This window comes from Streptomyces sp. NPDC107528, assembly GCF_055639295.1.
Genome location: NZ_JBVKAV010000002.1, coordinates 173,342 through 198,103, shown reverse-complemented (window position 1 = coordinate 198,103; position 24,762 = coordinate 173,342). Strand labels below are relative to the sequence as shown.

General features: G+C 71.6%; 20 protein-coding genes. 11 read left to right on the top strand and 9 right to left on the bottom strand.

Annotated elements, in window-relative coordinates; all coding sequences use genetic code 11:
* Positions 1 to 166 precede the first annotated feature (166 nt).
* From ACZ7L5_RS05945 to ACZ7L5_RS05935, 3 genes are all read left to right on the top strand, one after another.
* Entirely contained in the window at positions 167 to 1,621 is a 1,455-nt protein-coding gene (locus ACZ7L5_RS05945; RefSeq protein ID WP_471514784.1) for an FGGY family carbohydrate kinase, read from the top strand.
* Positions 1,622 to 1,792: 171 nt separating this feature from the next.
* Entirely contained in the window at positions 1,793 to 3,526 is a 1,734-nt protein-coding gene (locus tag ACZ7L5_RS05940; RefSeq protein WP_471514782.1) for an ABC transporter ATP-binding protein, read from the top strand.
* A complete protein-coding gene (locus ACZ7L5_RS05935) occupies positions 3,526 to 5,454 on the top strand; it encodes an ABC transporter ATP-binding protein (RefSeq protein WP_471514780.1) in 1,929 nt (642 codons plus the stop codon). The genes ACZ7L5_RS05940 and ACZ7L5_RS05935 overlap by 1 nt, the downstream gene beginning before the upstream one ends.
* A gap of 121 nt (positions 5,455 to 5,575) precedes the next feature.
* Here the strand turns inward: ACZ7L5_RS05935 and ACZ7L5_RS05930 are convergent, their stop codons facing one another.
* The 5 genes from ACZ7L5_RS05930 to ACZ7L5_RS05910 all read right to left on the bottom strand — a co-directional run bounded on the left by ACZ7L5_RS05930 (position 5,576) and on the right by ACZ7L5_RS05910 (position 13,088).
* Positions 5,576 to 6,886, bottom strand: coding sequence for an RNA polymerase sigma factor (locus tag ACZ7L5_RS05930; RefSeq protein ID WP_362382559.1), 1,311 nt, complete (start codon positions 6,884 to 6,886; stop codon positions 5,576 to 5,578).
* A gap of 114 nt (positions 6,887 to 7,000) precedes the next feature.
* The gene (gene dnaG, locus ACZ7L5_RS05925; RefSeq protein WP_471514778.1) at positions 7,001 to 8,902 is read right to left on the bottom strand and encodes a DNA primase; all 1,902 of its coding nucleotides are present in this window, start codon (positions 8,900 to 8,902) and stop codon (positions 7,001 to 7,003) included.
* Between the two features lie 108 nt (positions 8,903 to 9,010).
* Positions 9,011 to 10,276 (bottom strand): NAD(P)/FAD-dependent oxidoreductase, encoded by a 1,266-nt coding sequence (locus tag ACZ7L5_RS05920; protein ID WP_471514776.1) that lies wholly within the window; start codon positions 10,274 to 10,276, stop codon positions 9,011 to 9,013.
* Positions 10,277 to 10,448: 172 nt separating this feature from the next.
* Positions 10,449 to 11,702, bottom strand: a complete 1,254-nt coding sequence (locus ACZ7L5_RS05915) for a deoxyguanosinetriphosphate triphosphohydrolase (protein ID WP_471514774.1) — start codon at positions 11,700 to 11,702, stop codon at positions 10,449 to 10,451.
* Positions 11,703 to 12,215: 513 nt separating this feature from the next.
* Positions 12,216 to 13,088, bottom strand: a complete 873-nt coding sequence (locus tag ACZ7L5_RS05910) for a sirohydrochlorin chelatase (protein WP_471514772.1) — start codon at positions 13,086 to 13,088, stop codon at positions 12,216 to 12,218.
* Between the two features lie 223 nt (positions 13,089 to 13,311).
* On the opposite strand from ACZ7L5_RS05910, the gene ACZ7L5_RS05905 reads away from it, so the two are divergent.
* From ACZ7L5_RS05905 to ACZ7L5_RS05895, 3 genes are all read left to right on the top strand, one after another.
* Positions 13,312 to 13,998 carry a SanA/YdcF family protein gene (locus ACZ7L5_RS05905; protein WP_328881844.1) on the top strand — a complete coding sequence of 229 codons (687 nt, stop codon included), beginning with the start codon at positions 13,312 to 13,314 and terminating at the stop codon, positions 13,996 to 13,998.
* 175 nt (positions 13,999 to 14,173) lie between these two features.
* Entirely contained in the window at positions 14,174 to 14,470 is a 297-nt protein-coding gene (locus ACZ7L5_RS05900; protein ID WP_467480752.1) for a hypothetical protein, read from the top strand.
* Positions 14,471 to 14,672: 202 nt separating this feature from the next.
* Entirely contained in the window at positions 14,673 to 16,796 is a 2,124-nt protein-coding gene (locus ACZ7L5_RS05895; protein ID WP_471514770.1) for a molybdopterin oxidoreductase family protein, read from the top strand.
* A 148-nt stretch (positions 16,797 to 16,944) separates the two neighbouring features.
* On the opposite strand, the gene ACZ7L5_RS05890 is transcribed toward ACZ7L5_RS05895, so the two are convergent.
* Positions 16,945 to 17,211 (bottom strand): hypothetical protein, encoded by a 267-nt coding sequence (locus ACZ7L5_RS05890; RefSeq protein ID WP_471514768.1) that lies wholly within the window; start codon positions 17,209 to 17,211, stop codon positions 16,945 to 16,947.
* Between the two features lie 278 nt (positions 17,212 to 17,489).
* Positions 17,490 to 17,924 (bottom strand): gamma-glutamylcyclotransferase family protein, encoded by a 435-nt coding sequence (locus ACZ7L5_RS05885; protein WP_471514766.1) that lies wholly within the window; start codon positions 17,922 to 17,924, stop codon positions 17,490 to 17,492.
* A gap of 298 nt (positions 17,925 to 18,222) precedes the next feature.
* On the opposite strand from ACZ7L5_RS05885, the gene ACZ7L5_RS05880 reads away from it, so the two are divergent.
* From ACZ7L5_RS05880 to ACZ7L5_RS05865, 4 genes are all read left to right on the top strand, one after another.
* Entirely contained in the window at positions 18,223 to 19,869 is a 1,647-nt protein-coding gene (locus ACZ7L5_RS05880; RefSeq protein ID WP_471514764.1) for a M4 family metallopeptidase, read from the top strand.
* Positions 19,870 to 19,944: 75 nt separating this feature from the next.
* Positions 19,945 to 20,877 (top strand): aminoglycoside phosphotransferase family protein, encoded by a 933-nt coding sequence (locus ACZ7L5_RS05875; RefSeq protein ID WP_471514762.1) that lies wholly within the window; start codon positions 19,945 to 19,947, stop codon positions 20,875 to 20,877.
* Positions 20,878 to 21,149: 272 nt separating this feature from the next.
* Complete coding sequence (locus ACZ7L5_RS05870; RefSeq protein ID WP_471514760.1) at positions 21,150 to 21,668, top strand: hypothetical protein; 519 nt, start codon at positions 21,150 to 21,152, stop codon at positions 21,666 to 21,668.
* A 117-nt stretch (positions 21,669 to 21,785) separates the two neighbouring features.
* Entirely contained in the window at positions 21,786 to 22,502 is a 717-nt protein-coding gene (locus tag ACZ7L5_RS05865) for a class F sortase (protein WP_471514758.1), read from the top strand.
* Here ACZ7L5_RS05865 and ACZ7L5_RS05860 read toward each other — a convergent pair.
* Positions 22,440 to 22,886, bottom strand: a complete 447-nt coding sequence (locus ACZ7L5_RS05860; RefSeq protein WP_471514756.1) for a winged helix-turn-helix transcriptional regulator — start codon at positions 22,884 to 22,886, stop codon at positions 22,440 to 22,442. The two genes, ACZ7L5_RS05865 and ACZ7L5_RS05860, sit on opposite strands and share 63 nt — an antisense overlap.
* Positions 22,887 to 22,983: 97 nt before the next feature.
* Between ACZ7L5_RS05860 and ACZ7L5_RS05855 the strand changes: the two genes are divergently transcribed.
* Complete coding sequence (locus tag ACZ7L5_RS05855; protein ID WP_471514754.1) at positions 22,984 to 23,895, top strand: NAD(P)-dependent oxidoreductase; 912 nt, start codon at positions 22,984 to 22,986, stop codon at positions 23,893 to 23,895.
* Between the two features lie 7 nt (positions 23,896 to 23,902).
* On the opposite strand, the gene ACZ7L5_RS05850 is transcribed toward ACZ7L5_RS05855, so the two are convergent.
* Positions 23,903 to 24,685, bottom strand: coding sequence for a sulfite exporter TauE/SafE family protein (locus tag ACZ7L5_RS05850; RefSeq protein ID WP_471514752.1), 783 nt, complete (start codon positions 24,683 to 24,685; stop codon positions 23,903 to 23,905).
* Between the last annotated feature and the right edge of the window lie 77 nt (positions 24,686 to 24,762).

Sequence of the window (24,762 nt, the reverse complement as noted above, 5' to 3'; positions counted from 1 at the left end):
CTGGGCGCCGGTCCCTGCCACGTCCTCATGGGCGCGGGTCTGTATCGATTGCGGCTCCGCCGTGTGGGCGCGACCAGCCCCCACACATGCCGCACCCGAAACACAACCGGCACCCCCACGCCGCCCACGGCCCAAGCAAGCGCAGCGCTACGGCACAATTTGGGCCATGGGGATAGTCGCCGGGTTGGACAGTTCGCCCGATTTCACTCGCATCGTCGTCTGCGACGCAGACACAGGCGCCGTGCTCAGGCAGGGGTATGCCCCGCACCCGGTGGAGTCGCCGGACGGAACCGCGCGTCCGTCCGACGTGGATCCGCAGGCCTGGCTGCTGTCCCTCGGTGAGGCGGCGGGCGGCGGGCTGCTCGAAGGTGTGCAGGCCATCGGCGTGTCGGCGCAGCAGAACGCGCTGGTGCCGCTCGACGCGCAGGGCAACACCGTGCGCCCCGCGATGGTCGGCGGCGACAAGCGGGCGCAGGTCGCAGCGGCCGACCTGATCGACGCGCTGGGGGGACGCGAGGCGTGGGCGCAGGCCGTGGGGTGTGTGCCGCAGGCCGCGCAGCCGGTGACGAAGCTGCGCTGGCTCGCCAAGACCGAGCCGGAGAACGCGGCGCGCGCCGCCGTTCTGATGCAGGCGCACGACTGGCTGGTGTGGCAGCTGCTCGGCCGCCCTGTGAGAAGGACCACGGACCGGGGCGGCGCCTCCGGCACCGGCTACTGGTCGGCGGCGACCGGCTCCTACCGCAGCGATCTCGTCGAGCTGGCGCTCGGCCATCAGGCGATGCTGCCCGAGGTGATCGGGCCCGCCGAGGCGGCCGGTACGACGCCGGAGGGGCTGCTGATCTCCGCGGGGACCGGCGAGACCATGGCCGCCGCCTTCGGGCTCGGCATCGGGCTGGGCGACGCGGTCGTGTCGCTCGGCGCCTCCGGGTCCGTGATGGCCGTTCATCCCGAGGCGCTCGTCGACAGCAGCGGGATGATCACCTCACTGGCCGACGCGACCGGCATGCACCTCCCGGTCGTCACCACCCTCAACGCCGTACGCACCCTGCGCGGCGCCGCCGAACTCCTCGGCGTGGCCGATCTGGAGGGCCTGTCCGATCTGGCGATGAAGTCGACGCCGGGCTCGCACGGCCTCGTGCTGCTGCCCTATCTGGAGGGTGAGCGCACGCCGCAGCTGCCGCACACGGCGGGGATGCTGGCGGGGCTGCGGCGGGAGTCGATGAAGCCGGAGCATCTGGCGCGGGCCGCGTTCGAGGGCATGCTGTGCGGGCTCGCGGACGCGCTGGACGTGCTGCGCGGCCGGGGTGTCGAGGTACGGCGGATCTTCCTGCTGGGTGCGGCGGCCGAGCTGTCGGCGGTGCAGGCGGCGGCGCCCATGCTCTTCGGGGCGCAGGTGGTCGTACCGCAGCCCGCGGACTACGCGGCGATCGGCGCGGCCCGGCAGGCGGCGTGGGCGCTGGGCGTGTCGCAGGGCACGCTCGACCCGCGCACTCCGCCGGTCTGGCAGGGCGCGGCCGCGCAGGTCCTGGAGCCCGGTGAGGAGCTGGCGGTGGGGCAGGCGGTGCGGCAGCAGTTCGTGTCGGTGCGGGAGCAGACGCATCCGGGGGCGTTCCGGGCGTAGTGCGGGGCCGCCGGACCCGTGGAACGTAAGAGACCGGTAGGAGTTCGCACCCGGAAGGCCGTATGAGGCGGCGCTGACGGATTAATCGGTTGGGGTAACGCGGCGGGAGTGTCCGACGATAGGGGCCAGGGGCAACCAATCGCCCCGTCGTCGACCTCCGAGAGAAGCAGCGTGCTCATACGACTTCTGCGGACCTACCTCAGGCCCTACCGAAAACCCATTGCCTGGCTGGTGCTGCTGCAGTTCCTGCAGACCTGCGCCACGCTCTACCTGCCCACGCTGAACGCGGACATCATCGACAAGGGTGTCGTCACCGGCGACACCGGCTACATCTTGTCCTACGGCGCCCTGATGATCGGCATCTCGCTGGCGCAGGTCGTGTGCAACATCGGTGCCGTGTACTACGGCGCCCGGACCGCGGCGGCGCTCGGCCGGGACGTGCGGGCCGCCGTCTTCGACCGGGTGCAGTCGTTCTCGGCGCGTGAGGTGGGCCACTTCGGCGCGCCCTCGCTGATCACCCGGACGACCAATGACGTCCAGCAGGTGCAGATGCTGGCGCTGATGACGTTCACGCTGATGGTGTCGGCGCCGATCATGTGCGTGGGCGGCATCGTGCTCGCCCTCGGCCTGGACGTACCGCTGTCCGCGGTGCTGGTGGCCGTGGTGCCGGTCCTCGGCATCAGCGTGACCTTGATCGTGCGGCGGCTGCGGCCGCTGTTCCGGAGCATGCAGGTGCGTCTCGACACGGTGAACCGGGTGCTGCGCGAGCAGATCACCGGCAACCGCGTGATCCGTGCCTTCGTCCGCGACGAGTACGAGCAGCACCGCTTCCGCAAGGCCAACGCCGAGCTCACCGACATGGCGATGGGGACGGGCAAGCTGCTCGCGCTGATGTTCCCGATCGTCATGACGGTGGTGAACCTGTCGTCGATCGCGGTGGTGTGGTTCGGCGCCCATCGCATCGACAGCGGCGGGATGCAGATCGGTGATCTGACGGCCTTCCTCGCCTACCTCATGCAGATCGTGATGTCCGTGATGATGGCCACCTTCATGTTCATGATGGTGCCGCGCGCGGAGGTCTGCGCCGAGCGCATCCAGGAGGTCCTGGACACGTCGTCGAGCGTGGTGCCGCCGGTCGCGCCGGTGCGGGAGCTGCGCCGGCACGGTCATCTGGAGATCCGGGGTGCCGGGTTCCGCTACCCGGGTGCCGAGGAGCCGGTGCTGAAGTCGATCGACCTGGTCGCGCTGCCGGGCGAGACGACCGCCGTCATCGGCTCGACGGGCAGCGGGAAGTCGACCCTGCTGGGCCTCGTCCCGCGACTGTTCGACGCGACCGACGGGCGGGTGCTCGTGGACGGGGAGGACGTGGCGACCATCGATCCCCAGCTGCTGGCCAGGACCGTCGGGCTGGTGCCGCAGAAGCCGTACCTGTTCGCCGGGACGGTCGCGACCAACCTGCGCTACGGCAATCCGGACGCGACGGACGAGGAGCTGTGGCAGGCGCTTGAGGTGGCGCAGGCCAAGGAGTTCGTCGAGCGGCTGGAGGGCGGGCTGAACGCGCCCGTCTCGCAGGGCGGGACCAATGTCTCCGGTGGTCAGCGGCAGCGGCTCGCGATCGCGCGGACGCTGGTCCAGCGCCCGGAGATCTATCTCTTCGACGACTCCTTCTCCGCCCTCGACTACGCCACCGACGCCGCCCTGCGTGCGGCGCTCGGGCGCGAGACCGCCGAGGCGACCGTCGTCATCGTCGCCCAGCGGGTGGCGACCATCCGGGACGCCGACCGGATCGTCGTGCTCGACGAGGGGCAGGTAGTCGGCACGGGCCGGCACCACGAGCTGATGGCGGACAACGAGACATACCGGGAGATCGTTCTCTCCCAGCTGACGGAAGCGGAGGCTGCCTGATGGCCGGGCCGATGGGGCGGATGATGGCCGGCGGCGGCCCCGACCAGCGCTCACTGGACTTCAAGGTGTCGGGCAGGCGGCTGATCGCGCACTTCAAGCCCGAGCGGGTCACCATCTACGCGCTGCTCGTCTGCGTGGTCGTGAGCGTGGGCCTGTCGGTCGCCGGGCCGAAGATCCTCGGTACGGCCACCGACCTGGTCTTCGCGGGCATCGTCGGGCGGCAGTTCGAGTCCGGGATGAGCAAGGAGCAGGCCCTCGCGGCCATGCGGGAGCGCGGCGACAACCAGATCGCCGACATGCTGCGCAGCACCGACTTCACACCGGGCCAGGGCATCGACTTCGGCGCGGTGGGGAACGTACTGCTCTTCGCGCTCGCCGTGTTCTTCGTGGCCGGTCTGCTGATGGCGGTGGCGACTCGGCTGGTGAACCGTGCCGTGAACCGGACGATGTACCGGATGCGGGAGGACGTCCAGACGAAGCTGTCGCGGCTGCCGCTGTCGTACTTCGACAAGAGCCGGCGCGGTGAGGTGCTGTCCCGGGCGACCAACGACATCGACAACATCGGGCAGACGCTCCAGCAGTCGATGGGCCAGCTCATCAACTCGGTGCTCACCATCATCGGTGTGCTGGCGATGATGTTCTGGGTGTCGTGGCTGCTGGCGCTGGTCGCGCTGGTGACCGTGCCGCTGTCCTTCGTGGTCGCCACGCGCGTCGGCAAGCGGTCGCAGCCGCACTTCGTGCAGCAGTGGCGCACGACCGGCAAGCTCAACGCGCACGTCGAGGAGATGTACACCGGGCACACCCTGGTGAAGGTCTTCGGGCGGCAGGAGGAGTCGGCGCAGCAGTTCGCCGAGCAGAACGAGGCGCTGTACGAGGCCGGGTTCAAGGCGCAGTTCAACAGCGGGGTCATGCAGCCGCTGATGCTGTTCGTGTCGAACATCAACTACGTCCTGGTCGCGGTGGTCGGCGGTCTGCGCGTGGCGTCCGGCTCGCTGTCCATCGGTGATGTGCAGGCCTTCATCCAGTACTCGCGGCAGTTCTCGATGCCGCTGACGCAGGTCGCGTCGATGGCGAACCTCGTGCAGTCGGGTGTCGCCTCGGCGGAGCGGATCTTCGAGCTGCTGGACGCCGAGGAGCAGGGCGCGGATCCGGTGCCGGGTGTGCGGCCGGAGGAGCTGCGGGGGCGGGTGGCGCTGGAGGGCGTGTCCTTCCGGTACGACCCGGAGAAGCCGCTGATCGAGGACCTGTCGCTGACGGTGGAGCCCGGGCACACGGTCGCGATCGTCGGTCCCACGGGTGCCGGCAAGACGACGCTGGTGAACCTGCTGATGCGCTTCTATGACGTGTCGTCCGGGCGCATCACCCTCGACGGGGTCGACATCGCCCGGATGTCCCGGGACGAACTGCGGGCCGGGATCGGGATGGTGCTCCAGGACACGTGGCTGTTCGGCGGCACGATCGCGGAGAACATCGCGTACGGCGCCTCCCGGGACGTCACCCGGGGCGAGATCGAGGAGGCGGCTCGGGCCGCCCACGCCGATCGGTTCATCCGTACGTTGCCCGACGGGTACGACACGGTGATCGACGACGAGGGCAGCGGGGTCAGCGCCGGTGAGAAGCAGCTGATCACCATCGCTCGGGCGTTCCTGTCGGATCCGGTGATTCTGGTGCTGGACGAGGCGACGTCGTCGGTCGACACCCGTACGGAAGTCCTGATCCAGAAGGCCATGGCGAAGCTGGCGCATGGGCGCACGTCGTTCGTGATCGCCCATCGGTTGTCGACCATCCGGGACGCGGACACGATCCTCGTCATGGAGAACGGCTCGATCGTGGAACAGGGCGCTCACGGGGAGCTGTTGGCGGCCGACGGGGCGTACGCGCGGTTGTACCAGGCGCAGTTCGCGCAGGCGGTGGCGGAGGTGGACTGACGGCTGCGGGACCGTTGTGGCTGCTCGCGCAGTTCCCCGCGCCCCCAGAGGGGCGTCACCCGCACGTACCCAAGGGGCGCGGGGAACTGCGCGACCAGCCCCCACCGGCCCGCAGACGGTGTCAGTCCAGATAACCCCTCAGCTGATCCGCGAACGCATGATCCCGCAGCTTGTTCAGGGTCTTCGACTCGATCTGCCTGATCCGCTCCCGAGTCACCCCGAAGATCCGCCCGATCTCCTCCAGCGTCCGGGGACGCCCGTCCGCCAGCCCGTAGCGGAGTTGGACGACCTTGCGTTCCCGTTCGCCCAAAGTCGACAGCACGGCCTCCAGATGCTCCCTGAGCAGCAGGAACGCCGCCGACTCCACGGGTGACGTCGCGTCGCCGTCCTCGATGAGGTCGCCGAGCGCCACGTCGTCCTCCTCGCCCACCGGCGCGTGCAGCGACACCGGCTCCTGGGCCAGCCGCAGCACCTCGCTGACGCGTTCGGGCGCGAGGTCGAGGTGGGCGGCCACCTCGTCCGGCGTCGGTTCGTAGCCGCGTTCCTGCAGCATGCGGCGCTGGACGCGGACGACCCGGTTGATCAACTCGACGACGTGGACCGGCACTCGGATGGTGCGGGCCTGGTCGGCGAGGGCGCGGGACATGGCCTGGCGGATCCACCAGGTGGCGTACGTCGAGAACTTGTAGCCACGGGCGTAGTCGAACTTCTCGACGGCCCGGATCAGGCCGAGGTTGCCCTCCTGGACCAGGTCGAGCATGGTCAGCCCGCGGCCGACGTACCTCTTCGCGACGGACACGACGAGGCGCAGGTTCGCCTCGATCAGGCGGCGCTTGGCCATCCGGCCCATGACGACCAGGCGGTCCAGGTCGAGGGCGAGGCGGCTCTCCAGGTCGGGGGTGCTGCTCAGCTTCTCCTCGGCGAACAGGCCGGCTTCGACCCGGCGGGCGAGTTCGACCTCCTCGGCCGCGGTGAGCAGGGGGATGCGGCCGATCTCCCGCAGGTACTGGCGGAACAGGTCGGAGGAGGGGCCGCTGGTGTCGGCGGCGCGGGTGCGGGCCGGCAGCGGTGCTTCCACCGGCTCGGCGGCCTCGGCGCCGTCCAGCGCACCGACCGGCGGCTCCGCGGGCTCGGGCGAGGCCTCCGGCTCCGCCTCGGGGTGGTGCGCGACACGGCTCTGCGGCGGGACCGCGACGAGAACGTCGGTCTCCGCGTCCGGCTCCGTGCCGTCCGAACTCTTGTCGGTCTCGATCAGGGTCTGGGTCTGCACGGGGGCGACCTCCAGGATGATCGCTGCCGAGGCGTACGGCAGCGCTGCTTCGAGGGCGGAGTCGGCGGCCTCGCCGCTGTCCGTCCCGTACGCGATGAGCGGAACCGCGGGGGTGTGGGACCCGTGGGGAACGGATCGGCCGCGCTCCGAGGACTCAGGCACCGGAACCCAGTGTGGAGTACGACACATCGCCGCCACGAGGGGCGTGCGGTGACTTTTTGCGTCCGGTCCGTGACCGCGTGGTTATCCTGCCGTACGCGGAAGCCCGCGGATCCGTCAGAGCGCCGCGGCGCCCTGCCCCTGCAATGCCTGGTCGTATTGCTGGAGCACCCACAGCTCGTTCTGTACGGCGGCCAGTTGGGCGGGGTCGCCGCCCGAGGACAGGCGGGTCATCTGGGACTGGATGTCGCGGATTCGGCGCTCCACCGCGCGGCGGCGGACCTGGACCAGGACCGTGCCCGCGTACACCTCGTCGACGGTGCGGCGCATGATCGGCTCGACCGCCAGTTCCGTGACCATCGCGCGGACCTGGTCGTCGGGGGCCGCCTCGCGGACGCGGACCAGGTACTCCTGCGGGTCCCGGATGCCGAACTCCGCGCCGCCCGCGTCCATGATCGTCTGGCGTACGGCGGCGTAGGGCGCGGCGGTGAACTCGTCGACGCCGTATGCGTCGAAGGCCGGGGATGCCAACTCGGGGCGTTGGAGGGCGAGTTTGAGGAGTTCGCGCTCGGTGGCGTAGACCGGGTTACGGAGGGTGAGAGCCGGGCCGGAGGTGCGGGGGCCGGGGGCGGCGTCGTACTGCCGCGCGTCGCGGGACTGCGGGGCCGGGCCCCGTCCGCCCCGGTCGCGGGCCCAACGCGCCAGCTGTGCCACCCGCTTGACGACGAACTGGGTGTCCAGGATGCCGAGCATGCCGGCGAGCTGGACGGCCACCTCGTGCTGGGCGCCGCTGTTCTTGATGCGGGCGACGATCGGGGCCGCCTCGTCCAGCGCGGAGGCGCGGCCCGCGGGGGTGTCCAGGTCGTAGCGCAGGACGATCTGGCGCAGCGCGAACTCGAAGAGGGGGGTGCGGGGTTCGGCCAGGTCGGCGACCGCGTCGTCGCCCTTGGCCAGGCGCAGCTCGCAGGGGTCCATGCCGTCGGGCGCGATGGCGATGTACGTCTCCGCCGCGAACTTCTGGTCGTCCTCGAAGGCGCGCAGGGCCGCCTTCTGGCCGGCCGCGTCGCCGTCGAAGGTGAAGATGACGCGGGCCGAGCCGTTGTCCATCAGCAGTCGGCGCAGGATCTTGATGTGGTCGCCGCCGAAGGCCGTGCCGCAGGTGGCGATGGCGGTCGTGACGCCGGCGAGGTGGCAGGCCATGACGTCCGTGTAGCCCTCGACGACGACCGCGCGGCTCGACTTCGCGATGTCCTTCTTGGCGAGGTCGATGCCGTAGAGGACGTTGGACTTCTTGTAGATCGCCGTGTCGGGGGTGTTGAGGTACTTGGGTCCGTTGTCCGCCTCGTACAGCTTGCGGGCGCCGAAGCCGACCACGTCGCCGCCGATGTCGCGGATCGGCCACATCAGGCGGCCCCGGAAGCGGTCGATGGGGCCGCGGCGGCCCTCCTGCGACAGCCCGGACAGGAGCAGTTCCTTGTCGGTGAAGCCCTTGCCGCGCAGATAGCGGGTCAGGTGGTCCCAGCCCTGGGGGCTGTAGCCGACACCGAAGTGGACGGCGGCGGCCTGGTCGAAGCCGCGCTCGGCGAGGAAGATCCGGCCGGTGTCGGCCTCGGGGCTGCTCGCGAGCTGCTCGGCATACCAGTCGGCGGCGATCTTGTGGGCCTCGACCAGGCGGATCCGCTCGCCGCGCTGGTGGGACGGGTTGTACCCGCCCTCCTCGTAACGCAGGGTGATGCCGGCCTGGGCGGCGAGCCGCTCGACTGCCTCGGAGAACGAGAGGTGGTCGACCTTCATCACGAACGTGATGGTGTCGCCGCCCTCCTGGCAGCCGAAGCAGTGGAAGAACCCCTTGCTCGGGCTGACCTGGAAGGACGGCGACTTCTCGTCATGGAAGGGGCACAGCCCCTTGAGGTTCCCGCCCCCGGCGTTGCGCAGCTGGAGGTACTCAGACACCACGGCGTCGATCGGGACCGCGTCCCGTACCGCCTTTACGTCCTCGTCGTTGATCCGTCCTGCCACGTGGTGATTCTACGGGGCAGAACTGACACTCCTGGGGCGAGTCCGGCCTTCGGCCGGGGGGTCCGGGGGTTGTCCCCCGGGAATTGCAGCACGGGTGCGGACTGACACCTACGGTGCGAGGGATTCGAGTGGAATGTGCGGGTCCGCCAAGGCGTCCGTGTTCACCTGTGCCTTCGAGCGGATCAGCTGCTGAATGGGGTCTGTGACGTCCCACACGTTCACATTCATCCCGGCCAGCACCCGGCCGTCCTTCACCCAGAACGCGATGAACTCCCGCTTCCCGGCGTCCCCGCGGATCACCACCTCGTCGTACGACCCCGGCGGCGCCCATCCGCTGTACTCCATGCCCAAGTCGTACTGGTCGGAGAAGAAGTAGGGCACGCGGTCGTAGGTGACGTCGCGGCCCAGCATCGCCCGCGCCGCGGCCGGGCCGCCGTTGAGCGCGTTGGCCCAGTGCTCCACGCGCAGCCGGGTGTCGAAGAGGGCGTGCGGGAAGGAGGCGACGTCGCCGGCCGCGTAGATGTCGGGGTCGGAGGTGCGCAGCCGTTCGTCGACCACGACGCCGCGGCCGTAGGAGCGGTGGGCGATCTCCAGCCCGGCCGACTCCGCCAGCGAGGTGCGCGGGGCGGCGCCGATGGCCGCCAGGACGTCGTGCGCGGGGTGCTCCTCGCCGTCGTCCGTGCGGGCGGCCAGCACCATGCCGTCCTGGCCGACGATCTCCGTCAGCCGCCGCCCGAAGTGGAAGCGCACGCCGCGCTCACGGTGCAGCTCGGCGAAGAGTCCGCCCAGCTCGGGGCCCAGCACTCCGTGCAGCGGCGTCGGCTCCGGCTCGATCACGGTGACCTCGGCGCCGTACTCGCGGGCCGCCGCCGCGACCTCCAGGCCGATCCAGCCGGCGCCGGCGATCACGATGTGGCCGTTGTCGCGGCCGAGCGAGGTGAGGACGCCCTTGAGGCGCTCGGCGTGCGCGAGCCGGCGCAGATGGTGGACGCCGGTCAGGTCCGTGCCCGGGATGTCCAGGCGGCGCGGCTCGGCGCCGGTGGCCAGCAGGAGCTTGTCGTAGTGGACGACGGTGCCGTCCTCGCCGAACCGCACCGTCTTCGCCGTACGGTCGATCGCGTCGACGGTCTGGCCGAGGTGCAGCTCGATGTCGTTGCGCGCGTACCAGGCGGGCTCGTGCACGAAGACGCTGTCGCGCTCCTCCTTGCCGAGGAGATAGCCCTTGGAGAGGGGCGGCCGCTCGTACGGGTGGTCGCGCTCGTCGCAGATCAATATCACCCGCCCGGTGAAGCCCTCCGCTCGGAGCGTCTCGGCCGCCTTGGCGCCGGCGAGTCCGCCTCCGACGATGACGAATGTCTGATCCGCGTCGACCACTTGATGCCTCCTCGTAAGGGTGCCGCCACATGAGCGTCCCGCACGCAGCGTGATGCGGGAAGAGGGGGTGACCCGATCAGGCCACGCAGGGTCACTTTCGAGTGCCCGTTCGCCACAGGTGTCTCACCCGTACCGGTCGGGTGAGCGCACCACCCCCGTGTCCCGGGTCCCGTCAGGCGCGCTGAGTGAGCCGTCTGTGCAGGGTGCGGGCCGACGCGTCCGTCAGGGAGGCGATCTGGTCGACGATCACACGCTTGCGGGCACGGTCGTCCTCGGCCTCGTCGAACAGGGCCCGGAACTGCGGGTCCAGCCCTTCGGGCGCACGGGCGGTGAGCGCCTCGGCCAGCTCGGCGACCACGATGCGCTGGTCGGCACGGAGCCGCTCCTGCTCGGCGCGCTGCATGACGTACCGGTCGGCGACGGCCTTGAGGACCGCGCACTCCAGGCGCGTCTCGTGCGGTACGACGAGTTCGGCGGCGTAGCGGGAGAGCCGGCCAGCGCCGTACGCGGTGCGCGTGGCGCTCTCGGCGGCCAGGCAGAACCGGCCGATGAGCTGGCTGGTGGCGTCCTTCAGACGGGCCTGGGCGACGGCCGAACCGTCGTAGCCGTGCGGCCACCACGGTTCTTCCTGGAGCCGGTCGAGGGCGGCGGCCAGCTCGGCCGGGTCGGTGCCCTCGGGGACGTACCGGCCGATGGCGACCGCGAAGATCTCCTGCCGCTCCGGCTCGGCGTGCAGGCAGTTGGGGTCGATGTGGCCGGCGTGCAGGCCGTCCTCGACGTCGTGCACCGAGTAGGCCACGTCGTCGGACCAGTCCATGACCTGGGCCTCGAAGGTGGTGCGGGTGCCGGGGGCGTCCTTGCGGACCCAGTCGAAGACCGGACGGTCGTCATCGTAGACACCGAACTTCGGGGACTTCGGGTCGGTCGGGTGGGCGCCGCGCGGCCAGGGGTACTTGGTGGCGGCGTCGAGGGTGGCGCGGGTGAGGTTGAGGCCGACGGAGCCCTCCGGGGTGAACCGCTTGGGTTCGATGCGGGTGAGGAGCCGCAGGGACTGGGCGTTGCCCTCGAAGCCGCCGCAGTCCTCGGCGAATTCGTTCAGTGCCACTTCGCCGTTGTGCCCGAAAGGGGGGTGGCCGAGGTCGTGGGAGAGGCAGGCTGCTTCCACGAGGTCGGGGTCGCAGCCGAGGGCTGCGCCGAGCTCTCGGCCGACCTGGGCGCACTCCAGGGAGTGGGTCAGGCGGGTGCGGGGGCTGGGGTCCCAGGCATGGCTGTGGGTTCCTGGGGTGACTACCTGTGTCTTGCCGGCGAGTCTTCTCAGGGCCGCGGAGTGGAGTACTCGGGCGCGGTCGCGTTGGAAGGCGGTGCGGCCGGGGCGTTTGTCCGGCTCGACAGCCCAGCGCTCGATGGCCGACTCGTCGTAGTTCATGCACCCGACATTAAAGGCAGGCGCTGACAAACGGAGGACTGCCTTGCGCCTACTCGTCTGCCGAGATCCGTTGGCGTGCTAGGTCGTGTCCGCATAGTCCCGTCGTTCGCCCGGAGGACGGGCCCCGCGGCGTCTGGTGCGTGCTCTCGGCGTGCCGGGCGGAGGCCCTCGTACTGGACGTACTTGGGCCTTCGACCGGTGCCGCGGTGGGGGACCCTCCCGCTCAAGCGAAGCCGGGATTGGGGGGCGTGGGGCCTGGGGCGTCCAGCTGCAAGACGAGGAGGGAGTCAACGCGATGGGGGTCCCCCGCGCGAGCAGCGCGAAGCCGGTTCGAGCGTGGGGGAGTCGGCGACCGACGACAAGGCCGCAGATGCGCGTGCCAGGGCCCGCGACGCCGGGATGATCCAAACGACAGGGCCTGGTGCGGGTTGCGGCGGGCCGGTCGCGCCCACGCGGCGGAGCCGCAAGTCGATACAGTCCCGCGCCCCTGGGTTGGCCGTCCCGCCCGGCGTTTCAAGCCGACGCCAGTTCAGGCGCCGTGGTGGCCGGAGTCCGCGCTGTCCGGTCGTAGTGGTGAAGGATCAGCTTCGCCATGGCCGGGTGCGTGCCCAGCGGGGCCGCCGCGATCCACGGGGCCGTCTCCGCGCACTCCGTTGCGAAGCGGCCCGGGGCCGTGAAGTAGGAGGCGACCGCTACCCGTGTGCGGCCCCGGGCCGCCAGGGCGGTGATGGCTTCCGGGACCGTCGGGGTCGCCGTGGTCGCGTAGGCCGGGATCACCGGGACGCCCAGGCGGTTGGCCAGGAGGTGGGCCGTGTGGGCCGTGTCGACCTTGGAAGCGGGGTCGCGGGAGCCGGCCGCTGCCAGCACGACCGCGCTCGCTCGGCGGGTGGGCTCGTCCATGCGGTTGCGCCAGCCGGCCTCGACGAGGCGGGCGTACAGGGCCTCGACCAGCAGGGGGTGCGGGCCGAGTGCGGGGGCCACGCGCGCGTGGACGTCGGCTTCGGCGGCCATCTCGGGGATGTCCCGCTTGACGTGGTAGCCGCGGCTGAGGAGGAGAGGGACGAGGACCGCCTCGCGGGTGCCGAGGGCGGCGAGGGTGTCGGGGAGCAGGGGCTCGTTCAGCTCGATGTGGCCGAGGTGGACCGGCAGGCCGGGGCGCAGGGCGCGGACCTTGTCGAGGAGCGCGCGTACGGTGCTCAGGGCGCGCGGGTCGCGGCTGCCGTGGGCCACGACGACGAGCGCGGGCGGTTCGGGCCGCCGTCTGCCGTCGAGCGAGACGAGGCTGAGCTGGCTGGCGAGCTGGCTGCTGATCCGGTTCATGAGGTGCGCCGTACTGTCGAGGTGGGCCGTCGTGGACTCGTCGTGAAGCGGGTTCGACGCCGTCATGAACCGATGGTGGCGGCAGGACGTTGCCTCCCCGTTGCGCGGGAATGACGGGTTTTTACACCGGGTTCACCGCGGGGGGTGCGGGGTGTGTGAGGTGTGGTGACCTGCGGTTTCGCAGTCGGAGTGAACCTGGTCACGTCACCCGGGGTGAACCGCGGGGGCTGACGGGACGTCCCTTTGTGTCGAGGACAGGCGGTTCGCCGACCGGGGAGGGACCATCCACATGCGCCGACCGAAGCTGCGAAGACCACGTCTGCCGCGCACCCGCGCGGGGCAGCGGCGGCTGGTGCAGGCCGTGATGGCCGGGTGCGTGCTGGGGCTGCTTCCGGCCACCTGGATGTACGTCGTGACCGACGGCCGGCTGCACACCAAGGCCGACGTGCCGCGCACCGAAGTCGCGGTCGTCTTCGGCGCCGGACTGTGGGAGGGCGAGCCGTCCCCCTACCTCGCGCACCGGCTCGACGCGGCGGCCGAGCTGTACCGCGAAGGGCGGATCGAGGTCGTCCTCGTCACCGGCGACAACAGCCGCAAGGACTATGACGAGCCCGACGCCATGCGGACGTATCTGACCAGGCACGGCGTGCCCGACTCCCGCATCGTCAGCGACTACGCCGGGTTCGACACCTGGGACTCCTGCGTCCGCGCGAAGAAGATCTTCGGCGTCGACGAGGCGGTGCTGATCAGCCAGGGCTTCCACATCCGGCGGGCGGTCGCGCTGTGCCAGGAGGCGGGCGTGACGTCGTACGGGGTCGGGGTCGACGCCCGCCACGACGCCACCTGGTACTACGGCGGGACGCGGGAGATCCTCGCGGCCGGAAAGGCGGCCCTGGACGCCGTGTTCGAGCCGGATCCCCGGTTCCTCGGGCCGCGGGAGGCGGGGGTGGCGAACGCGTTGGCGGCGGAGCGGTGAGGCGCCCGGGCGGGGTGGCGGATGCTCTTACGCGCAGGTTTTGACGCGCGCACGCCAGCCAACTGTGTGAAGAGCCCGGCGGAAGCTGTCCGTAGCCGAGCGACTACCCATAGTGTCCACGGCAGTGCGGGGGCGGATCGGGCCGCCTGCCGCGACCTGGGGGAAAGGACACCTGATGACTCGTCTTCGCTCGCTGTTCGCCACGGCCGCCGTGGTGGCACTGCTCACCGGGGCGACCGCGGCGGGTACCGCCACCGCGGCCGAGGCCGCTGACGCGAGGGAGCCGGGCTGCGCCCACGTCGTCGCCTACGGCTACGGCTGGGCGGACATCTGGAACGAGTGCGGGTACACGATCTACGCGACCGTCGAGGTCGACGGGTTCGACCCGCCGTGCATCCAGATCGGTCCGGGCGAGACCGCGAGGATCGGTCTGGAGCCCGGCGACACTCCGTACTACGCCTACGAGTGCTGACCAAGGGCGTCCTCTGACCAAGGACCGTCCCTGACCGGGCGGGAGCGGGGCCGATGCCCTGCTCCCGCCCTTCGGCGTGCCGGGCCGTGTCGACAAGGACGGCTCGCCTCACGGCGCCCCGACGCCGGCGAAGAGGTCACCGTCCCGGACGCGTAACAGGGAGCCGTGCCGCACGTAACACGCCCGAAGCACGCTGTACGACATGCCGAACTCCGCGACGCCCACGCACTGCCCGTACTGCGCCCTGCAGTGCGGAATGAACCTCACGCCCTTGCAGGGCGGGGGTGTCGCGGTGGTCGAGCGGCCGGACTTCCCGGTGAACAAGGGGGCGCTGTGCGGCAAGGGCCGTACGGCGCCAGCGGTGCTGGAGTCGAGCGTCCGCCTGACCTCGCCGCTGGTGCGGTCGGGCGGCACGCTCGTGCCGGCCACCTGGGACGAGGCGCTGGACCGCGTCGCCGAGGGCCTCGCCCGCACGCGTACGGAACATGGCCCGGACGCGTGCGGGGTCTTCGGCGGCGGAGGACTGACGAACGAGAAGGCGTACAGCCTCGGCAAGTTCGCGAGGATCGTGCTCGGCACCTCGCAGATCGACTACAACGGCCGTTTCTGCATGTCGTCGGCGGCCGCGGCCGGGATCAAGGCGTTCGGCCTGGACCGGGGGCTGCCGTTCCCGCTCGAGGACATCCCTCGGACGGGCTGCGTCATCCTCGTCGGCTCCAACCTCGCGGAGACGATGCCGCCGTCGCTCCGCTTCTTCAACGAGCTGCGCGAGAACGGCGGCACGCTCGTCGTCGTCGACCCGCGCCGCACGAAGACCGCCGAGCAGGCCGACCTGCACCTGGCACCCCGCCCCGGCACCGACCTCGCGCTGGCCCTCGGGCTGCTGCACCTGGTCGTCGCCGAGGGGCGGGTGGACGAGGAGTACGTCCAGGAGCGCACGGCCGGCTGGGAGGACGCGCGGGCGGCGGCGATGGCGCACTGGCCGGAGTACGTGGAGCGGATCACGGGGGTGTCCGTTCCTCAACTCCGGGAAGCCGTAAGGCTGTTCTGCGAGCCGGAGCACGCGATGGTGCTCACCGCGCGCGGGCCCGAGCAGCAGTCCAAGGGCACGGACACGGTGGGCGCGTGGATCAACCTGTGCCTGGCGACGGGACGGGCGGGCCGGCCGCTGTCCGGGTACGGCTGTCTCACCGGGCAGGGCAACGGGCAGGGCGGACGCGAGCACGGCCAGAAGGCCGACCAGCTGCCCGGCTACCGCAAGCTGGACGACCCTGCGGCGCGGCGGCATGTCGCCGAGGTGTGGGGCGTGGACCCGGACAGCCTGCCCGGGCCGGGGCGCAGTGCGTACGAGCTGCTGGACGCGCTCGGCTCGGACATCAAGTCGCTGCTGCTGATGGGCTCCAACCCGGTGGTGTCGGCGCCGCGTGCCGCGCACATCGAGGAGCGGATCAAGTCCCTTGATTTCCTTGCGGTGTGTGACGTGGTGCTGTCGGAGACGGCCGCACTCGCGGACGTCGTCCTTCCGGTCACGCAGTGGGCGGAGGAGACGGGCACGACGACCAACCTGGAGGGCCGGGTGCTGCTGCGCCGGCGGGCGATCGGCCCGCCGGAGGGGGTGCGCAGCGACCTGGAGGTCATGCACGAGCTCGCCGCGCGGCTGGGTGACGGAAAGGGAACGGCCCTGGAGAAGGGCTTCCCGACCGACGCCGAGGAGGTGTTCGAGGAACTGCGGCGGGCGAGTGCGGGTGGGCCTGCTGACTACTCGGGGATCACGTATCGGAGGCTGGCGGAGGAGGACGGGGTGTTCTGGCCGTGTCCGGCGGTGAGCGCGGCCGGCGAAGAGGGCAGGAGCGCCGCCGCGCACCCCGGCACGCCGCGCCTCTTCCTCGACCGGTTCGCCACGCCGGACATACGGGCGCGGTTCGTCCCCGTGTCGCACCGTGCGGCCGCCGAGGAACCCGACGACGAGTACCCGGTCCTCCTCACGACCGGCCGGGTCGTGGCGCAGTACCAGTCCGGCACCCAGACCCGCCGCGTCCCCGAACTGAACGCCGCCGCGCCGGGCCCCTTCGTGGAACTGCACCCCCGCCTTGCGGCACGGCTCGGGGCGGCCGAGGGCGACCCGGTGGCCGTGGTCTCACGCCGGGGCCGTGCGGTGGCCCCCGCCCGCATCACGACCGGCATCCGCCCCGACACCGTCTTCATGCCCTTCCACTGGCCGGGCGAGGGCCGCGCCAACACCCTGACCAACCCGGCACTCGACCCGACATCACGCATGCCGGAGTTCAAGGCATGCGCGGTGCGGGTGGAGGCGGTGAAGTCCTAGTCGGGCGGGGGTTTTTGGGTACGGGGGCTGCTCCGCTCGGTTGGGTGGGCATTCGGGCGACGACGACACGGCCACATGCGACCGGACTCAGCCGGGCGGCCACTTGCCTCGACCCCGCCGACACTGCGCCCAGCCGGCGCCCGCCACCTCACTCAGCCACACCGGCACCCGACCCAGCCAGGCGGCCGTGCCGCCCCGGCACCGCCATCACGGTGAAGTCGTATGTGGACTGGGCCAGTCGGAGGCGGTGCGGCTGCTCGCCCCAATCGGACAGGCACTCGGCCGGGCCCGGCGGCCCCTTGGCTCGGCGCGGCCGACGCTCCGCGAGCCTGACGCCCGCCGCACCCTGCCGCACCGCACCCCAACTCAGCCAGCCAGCCGTGTCGCCCAGGCGCCGCTCTCGCGGTGAAGTCATAGGCAAAATGCGCCAGTTGGCGCCTCATGAACGCTCGCCCCAATCGGATAGCCGCTCGGCCGGGCCGGGCGAGCTTCTTGGCTCGGCCCCCGCCGACGCTCCGCACAGCCGGGCGGCGCCGCCTGTTTCACTGCCGGGCGCCCGCCACCTCACTCAGCCACACCGGCACCCGACCCAGCCGCGCGGCCACTCGGCACAGCCGCGCCGACACTCGGCACAAGCGCGCCGCCACCTCACTCAGCCGAGCCGCCGCTCACTCATCCGCAACGGCACCCGACTCAGCCAAGCCGCCGTGTCGTCCAGTCGCCGGTCTCGATGAGTCTGCCTCGGGAGCGCAGGCGGGCTGCGACTGGGGGCGCCGCGACATATACCCAGGCTTGTACGGCCGTTCCGTCGGTGTCGCGGAGTACCTCGCGGGCGACGCGTTCGTAGAGGCTGTGCGGGTCGTTCGGGACGTACTCCTCCAGGTGGTCCAGGGCGGCGAGGAGCGCGGGGTAGTCCTCGGGTCGGGCCGTGACGAGGTCGCCGTGCACCGTGCCGCTGCCGCCCAGGGCCTCGACGGCGTACGGGTAGCCGGGGCCGTCGTACAGCACCGCCCCGGCCAGTCGTGCCGGTTCCTCCGTGAGGGTGCGGCCGCGCAGGAGGGCGTCGTGGTTGGGCTCGCCGGGGCGGAGGGTGCCGTAGACGAAGAAGGGCAGGGGCGGCGGGGTCACTTCGGGCCGTCTCCTCGGCGCGGGCGCGGGCGCCGGCACGGCGCAGGGCTGGGACTGGGGCTGGGGCTGAGCAGGTGGCCGGGGGCCTCGGCGGGCGGCCGAGGCGCAGCGTACCGGCCGGGGGCGTGCGCTCGGGATGCCGGCCTCGGCGGCACCGGTGCGCACACCAGGATCACCGCCTTCGCAGAAACGGTCCTCTCCCCTCACACACCTGCACGTACTCACCCTGTCCACGGCATACGCACGGCCCCTTGAATCTTGGTCATCTTCTGTGCTCCCGCCTGCTCGAAGGAGACCGATGAGCCGAATACGGCCGCACCTGAGTGGTTCCCGACTCGCCACGGCCGGCATCGCCGCCACCACCGCCACCCTGCTGGCCACCACGCTCTCCCCCAACGCCGGTGCGGACGACAGTCCGACCAGGGCCACCGCGCTGAAGAACGCGGCGTCGGCCCTGAAGGATCGCGCGGGGAGCCTGGGGCTGACGGCAGCCACGGACACCGCCGTGCGGGACGTGATCGTGGACGCGGACGGCACCCAGCACGTCCGCTACGACCGCACCTACCGCCAACTCCCGGTTCTCGGCGGCGACTTCGTCGTCCACCTGGCGAAGGACGGTACGTACCGCAGCGCCTCCCGCGCGACGAAGGACGCGCTGTCCCTGTCGAGCGTGACGCCCAAGGTCTCGGCGCCCAAGGCGGCCGACCTCGCGGCGACCGTGCTGCGTGCGGCCAACGTCGGCGAGACGCTGAAGAGGCTCACGTCCAAGCCCGAGCTGGTGGTAGACGCCCTGCACGGCGCCCCGAAGCTGGCCTGGCGGACCGATGCCGTCGCCCAGGACTCCGCCGGTAACCCGGTCGCCCGCACGGTGCTGACGGACGCCCGCACCGGGGCGAAGATCGACGCGTGGGACAGCATCGAGCAGGCAGCGGGCGACGGGAAGTCGCTGTACGCGGGCACGGTGCCGCTGGAGACGACGGCGTCGGGGTCGACGTACCAGTTGAAGGACGCCACGCGCGGAGGCACGTACACCGGGGACGCGGCGAACAAGACCGACCTGTGCATCCTGACCATCTGCCTCAGCCGTGCCCCGTCGACCGTCTTCACGGACGCCGACAACCGCTGGGGCACCGGTGCGGCGAGCGACCGTGCGACGGCCGCGGTGGACGCTCAGTACGGCACGGACGTGACGTGGGACTACTACAAGGACGTCCACGGCCGTAACGGCATCGCGGGTGACGGCAAGGGCTCGTTCAACCGCGTGCACTACGGGAACGACTACAACAACGCCTTCTGGGACGACACCTGCTTCTGCATGACGTACGGCGACGGTGACGGCAACCAGCTCGGGCCGCTGGTGTCGCTGGACGTGGCCGGCCACGAGATGACGCACGGCGTGACGTCGAAGACGGCCGCGCTGACGTACTCGGGCGAGTCCGGTGGCCTGAACGAGGCGACGTCGGACATCTTCGGGTCGCTCGTGGAGTTCCACGCGGGCAACTCCTCGGATCCGGGCGACTATCTGATCGGCGAGAAGGTCGTCCGGTCGGGGCTCGGCCGGAGCGCCCTGCGGTACATGGACAAGCCGTCGAAGGACAGTGTCTCGGTCGACTGCTGGAGCACCGGGACGGCGGACCTCGACGTCCACTACTCGTCGGGCATCGGCAACCACTTCGCGTATCTGCTGGCCGAGGGCAGCGGGGCGAGGACGGTGAACGGCGTCAGCTACAACTCCCCCACCTGTGACGGCTCTTCGGTGACGGGGATCGGCCGGGGGAAGCTCGGCAAGATCTGGTACCGGGCGCTGACGGTCTACATGACGTCCTCGACGAACTACGCGGGGGCGCGGTCTGCGACGCTCAGTGCGGCGAAGGACCTCTACGGGGCCGGGAGTGCGGAGTACTCCGCGGTCGGGGCTGCCTGGAAGGCCGTGAACGTAGGCTGAGTTGTCGGATTCGGCAGCGGGGTCGGATACGCTCCGCTGCCGTCCGGCCCTCCACCCCCGCCGTTACGGAGTCACATGTCCTCGCCCGCGAAGATGCACGCCGACGAGCTGGACACCGACGAGGGGCTGGTTGCCCGCCTGATCGCGGAGCAGTTCCCGCGGTGGGGCGGGCTGGCGGTGCTGCGGGTCGGCTCCGCCGGGACGGACAACGCCATGTACCGGCTGGGCGACGACATGGTCGTACGGCTGCCCAGGCTTCCCGGCGGCGGGCGTCAGGTCGACAGGGAGCACCGGTGGCTGCCGCGCCTGGCCCCGCATCTCCCCCTCACCATCCCTACGCCGCTCGCGAAGGGCACGCCCGGGCACGGGTACCCGCTTGCGTGGGGCGTGTACGAATGGCTGGGCGGCGAGAACGCGTACGACGCGCCTTTCACCGAACTACGGGGAGCCGCCGAGGAGTTGGGGCGTTTCGTGGCTGCGCTGCGGAGCGTGGACGCGGGTGACGGCCCGCCGTCCTACCGCGGCGGGCCGGTCGGCGCCGATGACGCCGGCGTCCGGGCCGCCATCCGTGACCTGGGTGCCGCGGGCACGCTCGACGCGACGGCGGCGACGGTGGCCTGGGAGGACGTCCTGCGTCTGCCCCAGTGGGACGCCGACCCCGTCTGGCTCCACGGCGACCTCCTCCCGGGCAACCTCCTGACCTCCTCCGGCCGCCTCACCTCGGTCATCGACTTCGGCTGCCTCGGGGTCGGCGACCCGGCCGCCGACACGATGGCGGCGTGGACGGTCTTCGACGCCGGTAGCCGGGGGGTGTTCCGTGCGGCGGCCGACGTCGACGCGGCGACGTGGGCGCGGGGGCGGGGGTGGGCACTGCGCTTCGGGCTGACGGCGGAGCACTACTACGGCGAGGTCTGCGGGAACGGCACGAACCCGGTGCTGGCGGCGGTGGGCCGCCGTGCGGTGAGCGAGGTGCTGGCGGAGTGGGCTTCGGGGGACGCGCCGGGCTGAACCGGCCGACACCGTCACCCGTTCACACCCCCACCCCCCACCCAACCCATTCTCTTCCCCCGACCCACCCCGCCCCCCGCGATGACCTGCTGAAACAGGCCCACCCCCCGCTCTCCTCCCACCCGCTCGACACCCATTCACCCCACTTCCGGCCCCTTCTCGGGAAGCGCTCGCGGCGAGGTGGCCCTTTGCTCGGAAGGGCAGGGCTCGGCCGAGGCGGCGGCACTTGGGGGTGCCGCGGGTCGTGAGTCCGTGTGCTCGGAGGAGCTTCGATGCGACGTACCGCCCGTCTGCTGACCGGGACCGCGCTGGCCGTCGGCGCCGTCGGTCTCGTCGTCACACCCGCGTACGGCGGCGACGCGGGTGAGCTGAAGGTCTCCCCGGCCTCGGTCGTACCGGGCGGGCAGGTCACCGTGGCCACGGCCGCCTGCCGGAACGGCGGGGCGGCGGGCGACGCCAGCGCGGTCGGCGCCGGTTCCTTCTCGCTGGCGCCGAGCACGGACGAGGAGGACGCGACCGGGGAGTTCCGGGTGCCGCCGAGCGCACAGCCGGGGACGTACGAGATCGTCGCGACCTGCGCCGACGGCGGCCGGAAGGTCACGGGAGACCTGGTCGTCATGCTGACGGCCGCGCGCGGGCAGGTGCATCCGAAAGGAAGTGTGAAGACGGGGGTCGGCGGCGCTTTCGGCCGCGATCCCGTGCAGACCGTGGCCGGCGTGACGGCTCTCGCCGTCGCCGCCGCGGGCGGTACCTGGCTCCTGCATCGCCAGGCGAGAGGCGACGGGATCTGACGGACACCCTCCGCTGTCCGTCGCCGGTACCGCACGTCCCCTCCCCCTCCGGGTCCGACGCCCCTCGCGGCCCGGAGGGGGACGAGGGCGAACGGAGGAGAGTCCCGGGAGGCTCACGTGCGCAATCGCAGTCGTCGCAGTCGCGGGAGCGTCGGCAACGCCGCCATAGCCGCGGTCACCGCCCTCGCCCTGTGCTCCGGCGCCTGGCTCCTGCGCAACGGCACCGAGACGCACGCCCCGCCGCAGCCGTCGGCAGCGCAGGCCGGGGAGAGCGCAGGGGCCAGGAAGGGTGCCGACGGCAGGACCCATGCCGGGACCCGCGAGACCGCCGCCGCCGACGAGGCCCCCGAGGCCGGGCGGAGCGCCGCCCCCGCACTTCCCCCCTCCCCTCCCGACCACATCCGCATCCCCTCGATCCGCGTCTCCGCGCCCCTCATGGGCCTGGGTCTGACGCGGACGGGCAGCCTCGATGTGCCGCCCGCCGAGCGGAAGAACCTCGCCGGGTGGTACGAGGCCGGCACCACGCCCGGTGAGACCGGAACCGCGATCGTCGCCGGCCACGTCGACAACGCCGAAGGGCCCGCCGTCTTCTACCGCCTCGGCGCCCTGAAGAAGGGCAGCACGATCGAGGTGGACCGGCGCGACGGCGGCACGGCGCTCTTCTCGGTGGACGCCGTCGAGGTGTACGACGCCGAGGACTTCCCCGACGAGAAGGTGTACGGCCCGGCACCGCGCCCCGAGCTGCGGGTGATCACCTGCGGTGGCGGTTACTCACGGACGACCGGGTATCAGGGCAACGTCGTCGTGTTCGCGCATCTCACCGGCAGCCGCTGAATCCGGCGTCGCGGATCCGTGCGCCTCGTCGGCCGTCTCTCCGGCCGGCTCCCCGGCGCCACCCAGGATGTTCACCCTGCCCCAGACCCCGAGCGGGCCCAGCGCCTCATTGAGCGAGACCCCGAGCGGCGTCAGCGAGTACTCGACTCGCGGTGGGACCTCGTCGTACGCCTCCCGGTGCACGATCCCGTCCGCCTCCAGCTCCCGCAGCTGCGCCGCGAGCACCTTCTCCGTCACACCGGGCAGCTCGCGCCGCAGCTCCCCGAAGCGGTACGGCCGCACATGCAGCGCCCAGAGGATGAGCACCTTCCACTTGCCGCCGACCACGTCCATCGCCGCGTCGATCCCGCAGACGTACGCCCCCGGCCGCCTTCCGATCCCCATGCTGCCGTCCTCCTGCCTGGACTCATTCCCCGTGGTAACCACCCACTCCAAAGTGCGTACTTGAGCAGGCGGTTCCCCTACCACGAGCCTAATCGTCATGACTGACAACGCCCCTGCGCCCGGCACGACCCCAGACCCCACCCCCACCCCGCTCACCCTCCTCGGCACCGGTGCCATGGGCACCGCCCTGGCCCGCACCTGGCTCGCCGCCGGGCATCCGCTCACCGTCTGGAACCGCACGCCCGCCCGGGCCGAACCCCTGGCCGCCGAGGGTGCGACCGTCGCCGCGAGCGCGGCCGACGCGGTGGCCGCGAACCGGCTGGTCGTCGTCTGCCTCCTCGACGACACCTCGGTCGGCGAAGCCCTCGAAGGCGCCGACCTGTCGGGGCGTGACCTGGTGAACCTCACCACCGGCACCCCCGCCCAGGGCCGCTCCCGCGCCGCGTGGGCCGAAGCGCGCGGCGCCCGTTTCCTGGACGCCGGGATCATGGCCGTACCGCCGATGATCGGGCATGCGGAGTCGGGGGCGTACGTCTTCTACAGCGGCTCCCCCGAGTTGTTCGAGGAGCACGGCGAGACCCTCGCCGTCCCGGCCGGCACCCGTTACGTCGGCTCGGACCCCGGCTTCGCCGCGCTGCACGACGTCGCGCTGCTGAGCGCGATGGACGGCATGTTCGCGGGCGTGCTGCACGCCTTCGCGCTGATCCGCCGGGAGGACATCGCCCCGACGGACTTCGCGCCGCTGCTGGTGTCGTGGCTCGGCGCGATGGCGCCCGCCGTGCACACGGCCGCCGAGCAACTGGAGAGCGGCGACTACGGCAAGGACGTCGTGTCCAACCTCGCCATGCAGGTCGCGGGCAACGCCACCCTGCTGGCCACGGCCGAGGAGCAGGATGTGAGCGCCGAGCTGCTGACGCCGTACACGACCCTCATGGAGCGGTGGCTCGCCGAGGGACATGGCAACGAGGACACCACCGGCATGGTCGAGCTGCTCGACCTCAGGCGGTAACCCTCGGTCAGGCCAACCACTGCTCGTATGCCAGCTTCGCCACCAGCGCGAACACCACCGTCAGCAGCACCACCCGCACGAATCCGCTGCCCTTCTTCAGTGCCGTACGGGCTCCGAGCGTGCCGCCCGCCAGGTTGAACACGGCCATCACCGCGGCCAGCTGCCACAGGACCGTGCCCTGCCAGGCGAAGGTGGCGAGCGCACCGGCGTTGGTGCAGCAGTTGACGATCTTCGCGGTGGCGGAGGCGGTGACGAGGTCGAGGTGGAGCATGGCGGTGAGGGAGAGGACCAGGAACGTGCCGGTGCCGGGGCCGATCAGCCCGTCGTAGAAGCCGATGCCCAGGCCGGCCAGGCCGATCGCGGCGAGGACCCGGCGGCGGGAGGCCGGGCCCGTCGCCGGTGCGGTGCCGAACGCGGGGCGCAGGATCACGAAGGCGGCCACGGCGAGCAGCACCACCATGATCACGGGCTTCAGCACCTCGGTGCTCATGCCGGCCGCGAAGAAGGCGCCGCCGGAGGAGCCCGCGAGGGCCGCGAGACCGATGCGTACCGCGAGCCGTACGTCCACGGGTGCCTTGCGGGCGTACGTCACCGCGGCGCCCGAGGTGCCGACGATCGCGACCGCCTTGTTGGTGCCGAGCGCGTACGCGGCCGGGGTGCTCGCCGGCAGGCCGAGCAGCAGCGCCGGGAGCAGCAGGAGGCCTCCGCCGCCGACCACGGCGTCGATCCAGCCGGCCGCGAGGGCCGCGAGGCACAGGACGACGACCATGGTCAGCGATATGTCGGGCATGATCGCGACCCTAGGCAGACGATGCGTGTGCCGTCCATGTACATGAGGAGCATCTGAGGTTCGGGCCACGGCACCGG